Here is a 15,664-nt window from a genome sequence, read left to right on the forward strand (position 1 = left end):
CGGCCGGCCGGTGTGAGCGGGCCCACGCGGGGATTCGCCCGATTTCCCTGCCAGTGGCAAGCGCGCGCCCCTACCGTCACGGTGACGTCCGCTTGCCACTGGCAATGAGGCCCGTGGTGAGGGGGCGTCGTCGACCCCGAGGAGCAGCCGTGGCCACCGAGACCCCGCACCAGCCCGACGACCACGCCGGTGCGCCCGCCGAGGTCCCCCCGGTCAGGGTCGCGCGCTGGGCGAGGATCTCGGTGCGTCGTCCGCTGTGGGTGGTGGCGTTCTGGGTGATCCTCACCGTGGCGCTCAACGTCGCCGTGCCCCAGCTGGAGGAGATCGCAGGTCGCGACTCCAGCCCGGTGGTGCCGCCGGCCGCACCCTCGCAGGTGGCCGCCGACACGATGGACCGCGCGTTCGGCAGCGGCGAGAACGGCGACAGCGAGAGCGTCGTGGTCGTCGCCATGGAGCGCACGAGCGGTCTGAGCGCGGCCGACACCCGCTACGCCGAGTCGCTCGTGTCGACCCTGCGCGCCGACACCGAGGACGTCGCGTTCGTCCAGGACATCCGCGACCCCCAGCTGCGCGAGGCCCTCACCAGCGACGACGACCAGGCCCGCTACTTCCTCGTCGGCATCACCGGCGCCACCGGAGCGCCGTCCTCGTTGCGGCAGGTGGAGGCCGTGCGCGAGCTGATCGCCGAGGATCGGCCGGAGGGCCTCACGGTGGCGGTGACGGGACCGACCGCCACGGTGGTCGACAACACCATCGCCTCCGAGAGCAGCGTCCTGCGGATCACGCTCGTCACGGTCGTGCTCATCGGCGCCATCCTGCTGCTCATCTACCGCTCCCTGACGATCCCGCTGCTGACCCTGGCCGTGGTCGGCCTCGGCCTCGGACTCGGGCGCGCGGTGGTCGCGCTGTGCGGCATGGAGGGCCTGTTCACCGTGTCGACCTTCAGCGGGACCTTCCTGACCGCCATCGTGCTCGGGGCCGGCACCGACTACGCGGTCTTCCTGGTGGCGCGCTACCACGAGCAGCGCCGCCTCGGCGTGGGCGTGGAGGAGGCCATCGGCGTGGCCACCACCCGCGTCGGAGGCGTCGTGGCGGGCTCCGCGGTCACCGTCGCCCTGGCGACGCTGACGATGGCCCTGGCCCACATCGGCTTCTTCACCACCACCGGTCCGGCCGTGGCCGTCAGCATCGCGGTCAACCTGCTCGTGGCCCTCAGCCTGACCCCGGCACTGCTCCTGCTCGTGGCGCGCCGCGGGCGCGCGGAGCCGCGCGCCACCTCGGCCGCCCCGTTCTGGACGCGCGTCGCGGGTCTGGTCTCGGCCCACCCCGTGCGCGTCGGGGTCGCCTCCCTCGTGCCGCTCCTGGCACTGGCCGCGCTGGCACCCCTCATCACCCTCAGCTACGACGTGCGCGAGCCGCTGCCCGACGGCGTGGAGAGCAACCAGGGCTACGAGCTGCTCGCCCGCCACTTCCCCGTCAACGAGGTGCTGCCGGACTACGTGGTCATCCGGTCCGACCGCGACCTGCGCACCAGCAAGGACCTCGCGCTGATCGAGCGGGCGGCGGCCGCCGTCGCGCAGGACGACGACGTCGACCTGGTGCGCACCGCCACCCGCCCCGACGGCGCTCCGATCACCGCCGCCTCCCTGGCCGGGCAGGGAGCCAAGGTGGGTGACGAGCTCGCCGAGGCCGGTCGACAGGTGTCCGACGGAGCCGACGGCGCCGGCCAGCTGGCCGCCGGAGCCGGCGAGCTCGAGGACGGCGCGGGGCAGCTCGCCGACGGCGCCGACACCGCCGTGGCGGGGGCCCGTCGCATCGCCGGTGCCAGCGCGCGCCTGACCGCCGGACTCGGGCGCCTGCTCGACGGTGCCGAGCAGGCGGCGTCCGGGTCGGCCGAGCTGCGCGGCGGCGCGCGCGAGCTGGCCAGCGGTCTGACGACGGCGGCCGACCAGGTCGCACTCGCCGTCGACGGGCTCGCGCTCGTGGTCGACGCCTTGAACACCAAGACGCTCCTGTGCGGGCTCGACCCGGCCTGTGCGCAGGCTCGTCAGGGACTGCAGCAGATCTACGAGGGCCAGCGCGACCAGCTGCTGCCCGGCCTGCGCCAGGCCGCGGCCGGTGCGCGCGCGCTCGCCGGCGGCACGGGCCGGCTCTCCGAGGGCCTCGACCAGCTGCGTGACGGGCTCGACCGGGCCCGATCCGGCACCCGCCAGCTGGCCGACGGCCAGCAGGTGTTCGCCGAGCGCCTCGGCGACCTCGCCGACGGTGCCGACCAGCTCGCCGAGGGCACCACCGCCGTCCGCGGCGGGACCGAGGAGGTGGCCTCGACGCTGCCCGAGCTGGAGCAGGGTCTCAGCCAGGCCGCCCGGGTGCTGCGCAGCACCGACCGTGCGATCGGCGACGACCCCGCCACGAGCGGCTTCTACCTGCCTCCGGCCGCCCTCAGGAACAAGGACTTCCGCTCGGCGGCACGCCTGTTCATCTCCGACGACGGCCGCGTGGCGCGCATCGCCGTGCTGGGCGCCACCGACGCCTTCGGGACGCAGGCCCTCGACCGCTCACGCGAGCTGCGCGACGTCGTCCGCACCTCGTTCAACGACACCCCGCTGGAGGATGCCGACGTGTCGGTCGCCGGCGTCGCGGCGGTGAACGCGGACCTGCGCGAGTACGTGCACGAGGACCTGCGCACCATCGCCCTCGGCTCCATCCTCGCGGTGTTCCTGGTGCTGCTCGTCGTGCTCCGCAGCCTCGTGGCCTCCCTCGTGCTCATGGGCACGGTCGTGCTCTCGTGGGGCGCCGCGATGGGGGCGTCGATGCTGCTGTGGCAGGGCGCGCTGGGCATCCCGCTCGACTGGACCGTCGCCGCGGTGTCGCTGGTGATCCTCGTGGCGGTGGGCGCCGACTACAACCTGCTGCTGGCCAAGCGGATCCACGAGGAGGCCCCCGACGGCGCGCCCGAGGGCGTCGCACGGGCCACCGCCGCCACCGGTGGCGTGATCACCACCGCCGGCGTCATCTTCGCCGTCAGCATGCTCGCGCTCCTGGCGGGTAGCGTCACCACGCTCGGCCAGGCGGGGTCAACGATCGCGATCGGCCTGCTGCTCGACACCTTCGTCGTCCGCTCGCTGCTGGTGCCCGCGCTCGCCACCGTGCTCGGGCCGCGGCTGTGGTGGCCGCAGCTGCGCGCCGGTCATGGTGCAGGATCGGCGGGGTGAGGTACCCCGACCTGCGGCACCGGCTGCTCCGCGCCGCTGAGCAGGAGATCATGGCCAACGGTCTGGCGCGCACCAGCCTGCGGGGCATCGCGCGCCGGGTCGGGGTCTCGCACCAGGCCACCGCCCACCACTTCGACGACCGGGCGGGCCTGTTCACCGCCCTCGCGGTGGAGGGGTTCACCACGTTGGTCGAGCGCACGCGCGAGGCGATCGCGCAGACGCCTGAGCCGGGCGGCCACCAGGTGAGTGCCGCCGCCGTGGCCTACCTGGAGTTCGCCCGCCGCCACCCGACCACCTTCGACGTCATGTTCCGCCCGGAGCTCCTCCACGTGGACGACGCCGCGCTGGTCGCCGTCCGCACCGAGCACCTCGAGCTCCTGCTCGCCACGATGGGGGCCGCGCGCGGCACCGGGTGGGGGCCCGACCTGCCCGTCGAGCAACTGCACGCCCTGGGATGGGCCACGGTGCACGGGCTCGCGGTGCTGCAGCGCGACGGCCAGCTCACCGACGTCCACCCGGACGTGGACCCCGCGAGCGTGCTGCTGCAGGTGTCGCTGGCCCTCGAGGGGCTGGGGCGCGGCGGCTGAGCGCGCCCGGCTGATGGGGGCGCTCAGGCGAGGACGGCGGTGCGGGTGGGCGCGGACCGCCCGCGGAGCACGACCTCGCCGTGCGCCTTCCAGTGCGCGGCCTCGCCGGACCCCGAGTCCTCAGCCGCCGTGAGGCACTCCCACGAGGCCAGGACGCAGCCCGGCGCCTCCTTGGCGAGGTCGGTGAGCCGGGCGGCGGAGTTCACCGCGTCGCCGATGACGGTGTACTCGAAGCGCTGCTGGTGCCCGACGTTGCCGGCCACCACCTGGCCGGTGGCCACGCCGATGCCCGCCCCCACCTCGGGCACCTCGGCGGCCAGCCGTGCGGCCATCGCGCGCGCCGCCGCCAGCGCTGCGGCGGCGTGGTCGGGGTGCTCCACGGGAGCTCCGAAGACGGCGAGCACGGCGTCCCCGATGAACTTGTTGACCAGCCCGCGGTGGCGGTCGACCTCGTCGACCACCACGGCGAAGAAGCGGTTGAGCACCGCCACGACCTCGGCCGGCGAGTGCTGGGTGGCGTAGGTGGTGGAGCCGACGAGGTCGACGAACAGCACCGAGCAGATGCGGGTCTCGCCGCCGAGCTCGATCTCCCCGGCCCCGAGCGCGGCGGCTGCGGCGGCGACCTCCTGCCCGACGTGGCGACCGAAGAGGTCGCGGATGGTCTCGCGCTCGCGCAGACCGCTGACCATGGCGTTGAAGCCGCTCTGCAGCTGGCCGAGCTCGGTGCCGTCGTAGACGTCGACGTCGGCATCGAGGTTGCCGCGCTCGACGGCTCGCAGCGCATCGCGCACCGAGCGCACGGGGTCGGCCACCGAGCGGGCGTTGAGGATCGTGACCAGGAACCCGAAGACGAGCACGATCGAGCAGATGATGATCGTGACGACGGCGAGCTGGGTGATGGTGGTGTCATCGCCCACGGGGGTGAAGGTCAGCACCGCCGCGGTCACCAGCCCGAGGAGCGGTGCGCCCGTGCCGAGCACGTAGAAGATCGTCATGCGCGGTCCGAGGCCGACGCCGCGGATGCGGCCGGTGACCCGGGTGTCGGCCAGGGCGCGCGCCGCGATCGGGCGCAGGGAGAACTCGGTGAGCAGGTAGGAGACGCCAGCCACCACCACCGCGCCGATGCCCACGGTGAGCCCGGTGCCGACCGCGCGCGAGGGCTGCAGCAGCGAGGTGAGCAGCGTGACCATCGCCGTGGCGACGAGCCACATGGTGAGCTGCATCTTCGTCAGCGAGATGGGCACCCGCAGCGCCCGCGTGCGCTCCTGGGCCGTCGGCTCCACGCCGCGCCGGGTGGCCCAGCGCAGCGCCTTGAGCGCGGTGGTGGTGCCCCAGAAGGTGCCCACCAGCACGGCCAGCAGCACGTAGACCGGGATCGAGATCGCCAGGGCGATCGTCATCGCCCGGTTCGGCGAGGGCGACGGGATCGCCCAGGTGCCGATGGCGAACACCACGAGCGCCCCGATCACGTTGGTGCTGAGCAGCAGCACCGTGAGGAGCACCTGGATGCGGATCCGCAGGCGGCGCGGGCTCTGGTCGCGCGGCCCCAGCAGGCGCGAGCCGAACGGGGCGCGCCGGCCGGCGGCGGAGGTGGCGGACACGTCGCCACCCTAGTGTCGCGCCCGCGGCCTGTGGCGCCGATCACCGCTGATCACCGCCGATCACTCCCGGGGGGGCCGGTCCTCCGCCCGGGCCCGCTCCGCCGATCAGGTGTCGGCAGTTGGTGCGTTCTGGTTGGATCTGCCCATGACAGGCTGCGCCGTCACCTCCGCCGACGACGTCCATCGCGTCCATCGCGCCCCCGCCCCCCGAGCAGGCGCCCACCGCCGGGAGACCGGCCGATGGTGACCGGGGCGGCCAAGCGCGTCGTCCTCGAGACGCTGGGCTGGCTGCTGCTCCTCGTCGGGATCGCCGCGCTGGTACTCCCCGGGCCGGGGCTGCTGCTCATGGTGGCCGGCCTCGCCGTCCTCTCCCAGCAGTACACCTGGGCCGAGCGGGCGCTGGAGCCGGTGCGGCTGCGGGCGCTGCGCGCGGCCGCCGAGGGCGTCGAGACGTGGCCGCGCATCATCGCTTCGTGCCTGGGTGCCTTCACCGTCGCGGCTGTCGGCATCGTGTGGATCATCCAGCCCCCGGTGCCCGAGTGGTGGCCGATCGCCGAGCGCTGGTGGCTCCCGGGTGGCCTCTGGACCGGCATCACCATGATCGGCTCCTGCTTCATCGCGCTGGCCCTGATCGTCTACTCCTACCGTCGCTTCCACGACAAGCCCGAGGCCGTGGCCGCGCTCGAGGGCGAGATCGACCGCGCCGACGACGAGCGCCCGCACGCGCGCGGCTGATCCGGCGGCTCGCAGATGACGCACGCCGTCACCCCGCCCGAGGACGACGGCCGCTCGCCGTGGGAGCGGATGGTCGCCGGCGAGCTCTACCTCGCCGACGACCCCGAGATCGTCGAGGCCAACCGGCGCGGCGCCGATCTCGCCGCCGCCTACAACGCCACGACGGCTCGCGATGTCGAGCGGCGTCGCGAGCTGCTGGAGCAGCTGCTGGGCAGCGTCGGTGAGGGTGTCGAGATCCGGCCGCCGCTGTTCGTCGACTACGGCTCGCAGTTGCACGTCGGCGACGGCGTGTTCATCAACGTCGGTCTGGTGGCCCTCGACGTCACCCCGATCCGGATCGGTGCGGACTCCCAGATCGGGCCGAACGTGCAGCTGCTGACGCCCCAGCACCCGCTGGACGCCGACCTGCGCCGCGCCAAGTGGGAGGCCGCTGCTCCGATCACCATCGGCGAGAACGTCTGGCTCGGCGGCGGGGTGATCGTGTGCCCGGGCGTGACGATCGGCGACCACGCCGTGATCGGTGCCGGTTCGGTGGTCACCCGCGACATCCCCGCCGGGGTGCTGGCGGTGGGCAACCCCGCGCGGGTGATCCGGACGCTGGTCGACGGCGCCTGACCGCGGTGCCGGACGGGTGCCCGCGGGGTGCCGTGGTGTTCTGTCGGACGCTCCTCCTAGTCTCGGGCGGACCATGACGCTCCACCTCCACCGTGCCCCGCGCACCGACCAGCTCGCCGACGGCCTCGGTGAGCTGCTGGCCACGCCGCTCGACGACCCGTTCGCCGAGGAGGTCGTGGTGGTGCCCGCCCGCGGGGTGGAGCGCTGGCTCACGCAGCGGCTGTCGCACCGCCTCGGTGCCGGCCCGCGCGGTGGCGACGGCGTCTGCGCGGGCGTGCGCTTCACCCAGCCGGCCTCGCTCGTCGGCCTGCTGCTCGGTCGCGAGCGCGACGACCCGTGGCACCCCGAGCAGCTGGTGTGGCCGCTCCTCGCGGTCACCGACGCCCACCTCGGCCAGCCCTGGTGCGAGGCGCTCTCCGCCCACCTCGGCCACGGGGTCGACGGCGAGGAGGGCGAGCTGCGGCGCAGTCGGCGCTGGTCCGTCGCCCGCCGGCTCGCCGAGCTCTTCGCCTCCTACGCGGTGCAGCGCCCGCAGGTGCTCACCGACTGGCGGGAGGGCCGCGACACCGACGGACGCGGGGAGCCGCTCGCCGCCGATCTCGCCTGGCAGGCCGAGCTGTGGCGTCGGCTGCTGTCCCACCAGGCTGCGGCGGGCCACGCCGAGCCGCCCGACCTGCGCCACGAGCGCGCCTGCGCCGCCCTGCGCGCCGGCGGCGAGGCCGTCGAGGGGCTCGACCTGCCCGGGCGCCTCTCCCTCTTCGGTCACACGCGCCTGCCCTCCACCGAGCTCGACCTCCTCGCCGCCCTCGGCGCGCACCGCGAGGTCCACCTGTGGCTGGCGCAACCCTCGGCCGCGCTCTGGGAGGCGGTGGCGGCCGCGGGAGCCGGTGGCTCCGGCGTGCTGCCCGAGCGCCACGCGGACGACGACGGCGACGCCGGCCTCGCAGGTCTCGTCGAGCATCCGCTGCTCGCCGGGCTCGGTCGCGACTCCCGCGAGCTCGCCGCGGTGCTCTGCGCCCGGGTGAGCGCCGGTGAGGCGGTCGACGCCGGGCCTGTCGCGGGTTCGCGGGAGGGTGCGCACGGCGCTGCCGCGCAGCGCGACTCGCTCCTCAGCTGGCTGCAGCACGACCTGCGGGCCAACCACGCCCCCACCGCCGCCGAGCGCGCCGATCGCGTGCTCGCCGCCGGCGATCGGTCGGTGCAGGTGCACGCCTGCCACGGCGCGGCGCGGCAGGTCGACGTCCTGCGGGAGGTGCTGGTGGGGCTGCTGGCCGACGACCCCACCCTCGAGCCGCGCGACATCGTCGTCCTGTGCCCCGACATCGAGACCTTCGCGCCGCTGATCTCGGCCGGCTTCGGTCTCGGCGAGCTCATCGACGACCGCGCGGCGGGCGCCGTCGTGCCGGGCGAGGCACTTCATCCGGCCCATCGGTTGCGTGTGCGCCTGGCCGACCGCGCGGTCAGTAGCACCAACCCGCTGCTGGCCGTGGCGGTCACGCTCGTCGAGCTCGCGGGCGGGCGGGCCACGGCCCCCGAGGTGCTCGACCTCCTGGCGCGCCCGGTGTGCCGGCAGCGCTTCGACCTCACCGACGACGACCTCGCCCGCATCTCCGGCTGGGTGGCCGAGGCGGGGGTGCGGTGGGGCATCGACGCCCGCGGTCGCGAGTCCTTCGGTCTCGGCGCCTTCGAGCACAACACCTGGCGCGTGGGCCTCGACCGGCTCCTGCTCGGGGTGGCCATGAGTGGCGACGACCACCGCCACCTCGGCCGCGGGCTCCCGCTCGACGACGTCGGCAGCGGCGAGATCGAGCTCGTGGGCCGGCTCAGCGAGGCAGTGGCGCGCCTCGGCTCGTGCCTCGAGCGCCTCAGCCGGGCCCGCACTGCCGCAGACTGGTTCGACACCCTCGCCGACGGCGTGCGCGACCTGTGTGCCGTGAGCGACGACGACGCGTGGCAGCTGCCGCAGCTCGAGCGCGAGCTCGCCCGGGCGCGCGCCAGCGCCGACGACGCCGGCGGCGAGGTGCCGCTGCGGCTGGCCGACGTCCGCGCCCTCCTGCAGGCCCGGCTGGCCGGGCGACCCACCCGCGCCAACTTCCGCACCGGCACCCTCACCGTCTGCACCATGGTGCCGATGCGCTCGGTGCCGCACCGGGTCGTGTGCCTGGTGGGTCTCGACGACGGCGTCTTCCCGCGCGTGCAGAGCATCGATGGCGACGACGTCCTGGCGCGTCGTCCGGTGGTGGGCGAGCGCGATCGCCGGGCCGAGGACCGCCAGCTCCTGCTCGACGCCCTGCTCGCGGCGGGCGAGCACGTCGTCCTCACCTACACCGGCGCGGCCGAGAGCACCGGCGCGCCGCGTCCGCCGGCGGTGCCGCTCGGCGAGCTGCTCGACGCGCTCGACCGCACCACCGCCGCGCCGGTGCGCTCGCAGGTGCTCGTGCGCCACCCGCTGCAGCCGCACGACCCCCGCAACCACGAGCCCGGAGCGCTCGGGGTGCCCGGGCCGTTCAGCTTCGACCGGGCCACCCTGGCCGGCGCGCGCGCGGCCGTCTCCGAGCGCAGCCCGGTGCCCCCGTTCCTCGCCGATCCGCTCCCCGCCGCACCGCCCGCCGACCTCACCCTCGACGAGCTCCGCCGCTTCCTGCGCCACCCGGTGCGGGCGTTCCTGCGCGGCCGACTCGAGGTCGCCACCCCCTTCGAGCCCGACGAGATCGACGACGCGCTGCCCGTCGAGCTCGATGCCCTCCAGCGCTGGCAGATCGGCGACCGCCTGCTCCGCGAGGTGCTGGCCGCCGACGACCCCGACACCGCCGCACCGGCGGTGATGCTCGCCGAGCAGCTGCGCGGCTCGCTGCCGCCCTTCGAGCTCGGACGCCGCGCGCTCACCGGCGTCGTCCAGGAGTGCTCGGCCCTCTTCGCCCGCAGCGCCGAGCTGCGCGCGGCGCCGGCGCGCAGCATCGACGTCGACGTCGACCTCGGCGGTGGTCGCCGCCTCACCGGCACCGTGCCCCGGGTGCACGGCACGCAGGTGGTGTCGCTGTCGTACTCCCGGCTCGGCGCCAAGCAGCGACTCGACTCCTGGGTCGACGTCCTCGCCCTCACCGCCACCGACCCCGATCGCAACTGGACGGGCCATGCGGTCGCCAAGGCCAAGGCCGGCCCGCAGCGCGCGCTCGTCGGCCCGCTCGACCACCGCGCCCACGGCTGGCTCGCCGACCTCGTCGCCCTCCACGACGAGGGCATGCGGCGCCCGCTGCCCCTGCCGGTCAAGACCGCCCTCGCCTGGGCCGACGCCCACCTCAAGGTGCAGCGCGGCATGGACGTCGAACCCGCCGCCGTCGCCGCCTCGGAGTGGACCACCGATCCCTTCCACCCCCACGGCATCGTCGGCGAGGACGACGACCCCGTGCACCGCCGCGTCTTCGGCCCCGGCGCGCCCGTCGAGGTGCTCCTCGCCGCGGGCATGGGCGAGCTCGCCCTGCGCGTGTGGGAGCCGCTGCTCACCGGCGCCGAGCGGGTGGGTGCGCTGTGAACGCGCCGACGCCCGCTCTCGCCGAGACCCCCTTCGACGTCTGCGCCGAGCTCCCGCGCGGCACCACCCTGCTCGAGGCCAGTGCCGGCACGGGCAAGACGTGGACGATCGGTGCGCTCGTCACCCGCTACGTGGCCGAGCAGGGGGTGCCGCTCGAGCAGATGCTGGTCGTCACCTTCGGACGCGCGGCCAGCCAGGAGTTGCGCGAGCAGGTGCGCCGTCAGCTGGTGGAGGCCGAGCGTGCCCTGGCGGTCGACCCCCTCGACCCGGCCGACGGGGCGGGGGAGGCCGACGGCGCGGGGGAGCCCTCGCCGCTGCTCGAGCACCTGTGCGCCGTCGACGACGCCGAACGCGCGCTGCGGCACCGGCGCGTCGTCCGTGCGCTGGCCGACTTCGATGCCGCCACCATCGCCACCATCCACCAGTTCTGCTCGATGGTGCTCGACTCCCTCGGGGTGGCCGGCGACACCGACGCCCGCGCCCGCCTGGTCGAGAACCTCGACGACCTCGTCGCCCAGGTGGTCGACGACCTCTACGTGCGCGCCTTCGCGCGCGACACCGCCGATGCCGGGCCGACCTTCACCCACGCCGAGGCACTGGCCATCGCCCGCTCCGCAGTGGGCGATCCGCAGGCCCGCCTCGAGCCCGCCGACGTGCCCCGCACCGAGCCGGCCGGACGCCGCGTTGCCTTCGCCCGCGCCGTGCGCGAGGAGGTCGACCGCCGCAAGCGCGCTCTCGGCGTCCTCTCCTACGACGACCTCCTCGCCCAGCTCGCCCACGCGCTCGAGCCCGCCGACTCCCCGGCCCGCGTGCGGATGCGCGAGCGGTGGCGCATCGTGCTGGTCGACGAGTTCCAGGACACCGACCCGGTGCAGTGGCAGGTCTTCGACCGCGCCTTCAGCGGCCACAGCGACATGGTGCTGATCGGCGACCCCAAGCAGGCCATCTACGCCTTCCGCGGCGGCGACGTCACCACCTACCTCACCGCGGCGGCCACGGCCACGCGACGCCAGACCCTCGGCGTCAACCGGCGCAGCGACGCCGGCCTGCTCGACGCCGTGCAGCAGCTGCTCGGCGGCGCCGCGCTGGGCGACGAGCGGATCGTCGTCCACGACGTGACGGCGCACCATCGCGAGCCGCGGCTGGCGGGCGTGCCGCGCCCGGCGCCCCTGCGGGTGCGGGTCGTGCGGCGCGCGAGCCTCGGCGGCGGGCGCAGCAAGCCGCTCGCGGTGCCGAAGGTGCGGCCCCACATCGCCGACGACCTCGCGCACGACATCCGCGCGCTCGTCACCTCGGGGGCCACCTTCGAGGGTCGTGCGCTCCGGCCCAGCGACGTCGCGGTGATCTGCTACCGCCACGCCGACCTCGCCGCCGCGCGTTCCGCGCTGGAGCGGGTCGGCGTGCCGGCGGTGATCGCCGGCGGCGGCAGCGTCTTCGCCACCCCCGCGGCCGCCGAGTGGATGGTGCTGCTCGAGGCGCTGGAGCAGCCCCACCGCACGGCGCGGGTGCGGGCGGCCGGCATCGGTTGCTTCGTCGGACTCGACCCCGCCGAGCTCGACGCCGGCGGCGACGACCTCACCGACGACCTCGGCGACCGGCTCCGCTCGTGGGCCGAGGCCCTCACCCGCCGCGGTGTGGCTGCGGTGGTGGAGGCGGCGGTGGCCGGCGGCCTGCCGGCCCGACTGCTCGCCCGCGTCGGCGGCGAGCGCCTGCTCACCGACGTGCGCCACATCGGCGAGGTGCTGCACGAGGTGGCGCAGACCGAACGTCTCGGCGCCACCGCACTCCTCGCCTGGCTGCGCCGCCAGGTGCTCGAGGCGCGCGACGGTCGCGGTGCCGAGCGCACCCGTCGGCTCGACTCCGACGCCGCGGCCGTGCAGCTGGTCACCATCCACGCCAGCAAGGGCCTGCAGTACCCCGTGGTCTACCTGCCCTCGCTGGCCGATCGGTTCGTGCCCAAGCCCACCCGCCCGCTCTTCCACGACGCTGAGGGTCGCCGCTGCCTCGACGTCGGCGGGTCCGGACCGTCGTGGGGCGAGCACTGCCGTCGCTCGGCGGAGGAGGAGGCCGGCGAGTGGCTGCGCCTGCTCTACGTCGCGCTCACCCGCGCGCAGAGCCAGGTCGTGCTCTGGTGGGCGCCCACGCGCAACGCCGAGGCCTCGCCGCTGCACCGCATGCTGATGCGCCGCGTCGACCCCGGTGGCGCCCTGTCGTCCGCCGTGCCCCCGGCGCCGCCCGTTCCTGACGAGGACGGCGTCGCCGCCCTCTTCGCCCACTGGCGTGATCGCGGCGGCCCGGTGCCGGAGGTCGCCGAGATCGCGGTCGGCTCGCCGCCCGTCGAAGCCCCGCCCGCTCCCGAGCTCGACGCCCGCGTGTTCGCGCGCACCGTCGACACCCAGTGGCGCCGCACCTCCTACTCCGCGCTCAGCGCTGCCGCCGAGGCCGCCGTCGTCGGCGCCGGTCCGGGGGTCGCGAGCGAGCCCGAGGTCGAGCCCAAGGACGACGAGCGCCTGCCCGAGGGCGTGGCGGCGGTGCCGGCCGCGGTCGGCACCGCCGCCGAGCCGCACGGCACCGACGTGCCCTCGCCCATGGCCGCACTGCCGGTCGGGGCGACCTTCGGGTCGCTGGTGCACGCCGTCCTCGAGCACGCCGACCCGGGAGCGCCCGACCTGGCCGCCGAGCTGCGCGCGCACATCGAGGAGCAGCTCACCTGGTGGCCGGTCGCGCTCGACAACGACGAGCTCGCCGCGGCCCTGGTGGCCGTGCTCGACACCCCGCTCGGCCCGCTGCTCGGCGACGCCACGCTGCGCACCATCGGCCGGCGCGACCGACTCTGCGAGCTCGACTTCGAGCTGCCGCTGGCCGGGGGCGACCTCGCCCCGCCGGTGGCCGACGGCGGGGCCGACGAAGTGCTGCTCGGCGACCTCGCGGCCCTGCTGCGTCGCCACCTCCCCGAGGGCGACCCCGTGCGTGCCTACGCCGATGCCCTCGACCTCCCCGCCCTCGGCGGGCAGGTGCTGCGCGGCTACCTCACCGGGTCGGTCGACGTCGTGCTGCGGCTGGCGTCCTCCGCCGGTGCGACTCGCTACGTGATCGTCGACTACAAGACCAACTGGCTGGGCCCGCGCGACGCCGACCTCACCGCGCGGTCCTACGACCCCGCCGCGCTGCGGGAGGCGATGGGGCACTCCGACTACCCGCTCCAGGCGCTGCTCTACGCCGTGGTGCTCCACCGGTTCTTGCGCTGGCGTCAGCCCGGCTACGACCCCGAGCGGCACTTCGGCGGGGTCGCCTACCTCTACCTGCGCGGCATGTGCGGCCCCGACACGCCGGTGGTCGACGGCGAGCCGTGCGGCGTCTTCTCCTGGCGCCCGCCGGTGGCCCTGGTGGAGCAGCTGTCCGACCTCCTCGACGGAGCGCGCCCATGACCGAGCTCTTCGAACCCTCCTCCGTGCACGACCACCGCGTGGCGCGCTCGGCCTCGGGCCTGCTCGGGATCGCCAACGCCGCGGGGCTGGTGGAGTCCGCCGACGTCCACGTCGCCGAGCGGGTGGCCGCGCTGGCCGGGGAGGGCGACGAGCGGGTGCAGCTGGCGGTGGCGCTCGCCGTTCGCTCGGTGCGGGCCGGATCGGTGGGCCTCGACCTCACCACGCTGCCAGCGCTCCTCGCCGCGCCGCAGGAGTCGGTCGACGGGCCCTTCGAGACGCCGGTCGACGGGCCGGCGTCGCCCGCCACAGAGGCCCTCGCCGCGCTCCGAGCGGCCCTGCCGCCCACCGACGAGTGGCGCGTCCTCATGGCGGGGTCGCGACTGGCCGCCGAGGGCGTCGTCCACGTGGAGTGGGGGCTGGTCTACCTCGACCGCTACCACCGCCTCGAGTGCCAGGTCGCCGACGATCTCGCCGCGCGCGAGGCGCTCGGCCCACCCCCGGTGGACGACGCCGAGCTCGCCGCGACGCTCGAGCGGGTCAGCGGCCGCCACCTCAGCGGCGAACAGCGGGCCGCGGTGGAGCACGCAGTGCGGCACCGCACCAGCGTGCTCACCGGCGGGCCCGGCACGGGCAAGACCACCACGGTCGCGCGCATCCTGGTGGCGCTGGCCGACCAGTTCGGGGCCGCGCACGAGCGGCCGATGGCGGTGGCGCTCGCCGCGCCCACCGGCAAGGCGGCCACGCGCCTGCATGAGGCGGTGCGCGCTGAGCTGGGGCCCGAGGGTCTGGGCGTGCTCGCCGCCGACGGGTCTCCGGGGCTCGCCGCACCCGAGGCGCTCACCCTGCACCGGCTGCTCGGGTGGCGGCCCGACAGCACCACCCGCTTCGTGCACGACCGCTCCAACCGGCTCAAGTACGACCTCGTGGTGGTCGATGAGGCCTCGATGGTCGACCTCACGATGATCGCGCGGCTGCTCGAGGCGGTGCGCCCGGAGGCGCGGCTCGTGCTCGTGGGCGACCCTCGTCAGCTCACCTCGGTGGGGGCGGGCGCCGTGCTGTCCGACCTCGTGGTCGGGCTCGGGGCGCGCACCGATCCGCCCGTCGCCTCACTGGTCGAGAACCACCGCTCCACCGAGCAGATCAAGGATGTCGCGGCAGCGCTGCGCGGTGCCGACGGTGGCGCGGGCGGCGACGGCGCCGCTGCGGCCGCCGGGGCCGAGCCGGATGCTGAGGAGGCGGCTGACGCCGTGCTCGCCGCCCTGCGCGCCGGCACCGGCGAGGTCACCTACCTCGAGACCGACGACCCCGTCGAGGCGCTCCGCGAGCTGTGCACGCAGGCGGCACTGCGGGTGCGGCGCGCGGCGCTGGAGGAGGGGCCGGCCGCCGCGCTCACGGCGCTGGAGTCCTTCCGCCTGCTCTGCGCCCACCGCGAGGGCCCGCGTGGTGTGCGCGCGTGGAACCGGCAGACGGAGGAGTGGCTGGCCGCCGAGCTCGGCGGACCGCTCGGCCCCTTCGGCACGCCCTGGTACGCCGGGCGCCCCCTGCTGGTCACCAGCAACGACTACACGCTCGACGTCTACAACGGCGAGACCGGCGTCGTGGTCCCCGACGAGCGGGGCCGACCGCGCGCCTGGATCGCCGGCGCCGGGGAGCCTCGGGCCTTCGCGCCCGCCCGCCTCGATGGCGTCGAGACCATGCACGCCATGACCATCCACAAGTCGCAGGGCAGCCAGGCCGGCACGGTCGTCGTCCTGCTGCCGGAGGCGGGTTCACGGGTGCTCACGCGCGAGCTGTTCTACACGGCGCTCACCCGTGCGCAGGAGCGCGTCGTGGTGGTCGGGTCGGAGGCCTCGGTGCGCGCCGCCGTCACCACGACCGCCCGCCGGGCCACCGGCCTGCGCCAGCGGCTGGCCGCGCACCCGTGATCGGTGGGCGAGTCGGCAACCCGCAC

The 15,664-nt window shown here is 75.4% G+C and carries 8 protein-coding genes; 7 read left to right on the forward strand and 1 reads right to left on the reverse strand.

Annotation, left to right across the window (positions count from 1 at the left end):
* Positions 1-149 precede the first annotated feature (149 nt).
* Both ACERUN_RS16780 and ACERUN_RS16785 read left to right on the forward strand, forming a co-directional pair.
* On the forward strand, positions 150-3,215 hold the full coding sequence (locus ACERUN_RS16780; RefSeq protein WP_370291183.1) for an MMPL family transporter: 3,066 nt from the start codon (positions 150-152) through the stop codon (positions 3,213-3,215).
* Positions 3,212-3,802: a TetR/AcrR family transcriptional regulator gene (locus ACERUN_RS16785; RefSeq protein ID WP_370291184.1), complete on the forward strand. Its 591-nt coding sequence runs from the start codon at positions 3,212-3,214 to the stop codon at positions 3,800-3,802. Before ACERUN_RS16780 ends, ACERUN_RS16785 begins: the two co-directional genes overlap by 4 nt.
* 23 nt (positions 3,803-3,825) lie before the next feature.
* On the opposite strand, the gene ACERUN_RS16790 is transcribed toward ACERUN_RS16785, so the two are convergent.
* Positions 3,826-5,403 (reverse strand): adenylate/guanylate cyclase domain-containing protein, encoded by a 1,578-nt coding sequence (locus tag ACERUN_RS16790; protein WP_370291185.1) that lies wholly within the window; start codon positions 5,401-5,403, stop codon positions 3,826-3,828.
* A 240-nt stretch (positions 5,404-5,643) separates the two neighbouring features.
* Between ACERUN_RS16790 and ACERUN_RS16795 the strand changes: the two genes are divergently transcribed.
* From ACERUN_RS16795 to recD, 5 genes are all read left to right on the forward strand, one after another.
* Positions 5,644-6,138, forward strand: a complete 495-nt coding sequence (locus tag ACERUN_RS16795; RefSeq protein WP_370291186.1) for a PGPGW domain-containing protein — start codon at positions 5,644-5,646, stop codon at positions 6,136-6,138.
* Positions 6,139-6,153: 15 nt separating this feature from the next.
* On the forward strand, positions 6,154-6,753 hold the full coding sequence (locus ACERUN_RS16800; RefSeq protein ID WP_370291187.1) for a sugar O-acetyltransferase: 600 nt from the start codon (positions 6,154-6,156) through the stop codon (positions 6,751-6,753).
* Positions 6,754-6,826: 73 nt separating this feature from the next.
* A complete protein-coding gene (recC, locus tag ACERUN_RS16805) occupies positions 6,827-10,285 on the forward strand; it encodes an exodeoxyribonuclease V subunit gamma (RefSeq protein ID WP_370291188.1) in 3,459 nt (1,152 codons plus the stop codon).
* On the forward strand, positions 10,282-13,713 hold the full coding sequence (locus ACERUN_RS16810; protein WP_370291189.1) for a UvrD-helicase domain-containing protein: 3,432 nt from the start codon (positions 10,282-10,284) through the stop codon (positions 13,711-13,713). Before recC ends, ACERUN_RS16810 begins: the two co-directional genes overlap by 4 nt.
* On the forward strand, positions 13,710-15,638 hold the full coding sequence (gene recD / locus ACERUN_RS16815) for an exodeoxyribonuclease V subunit alpha (RefSeq protein WP_370291190.1): 1,929 nt from the start codon (positions 13,710-13,712) through the stop codon (positions 15,636-15,638). Before ACERUN_RS16810 ends, recD begins: the two co-directional genes overlap by 4 nt.
* Positions 15,639-15,664: the final 26 nt, after the last annotated feature.

Origin of the sequence: Nocardioides sp. (assembly GCF_964229035.1) — a bacterium.
Classification (GTDB): Bacteria; Actinomycetota; Actinomycetes; order Propionibacteriales; family Nocardioidaceae; genus Nocardioides.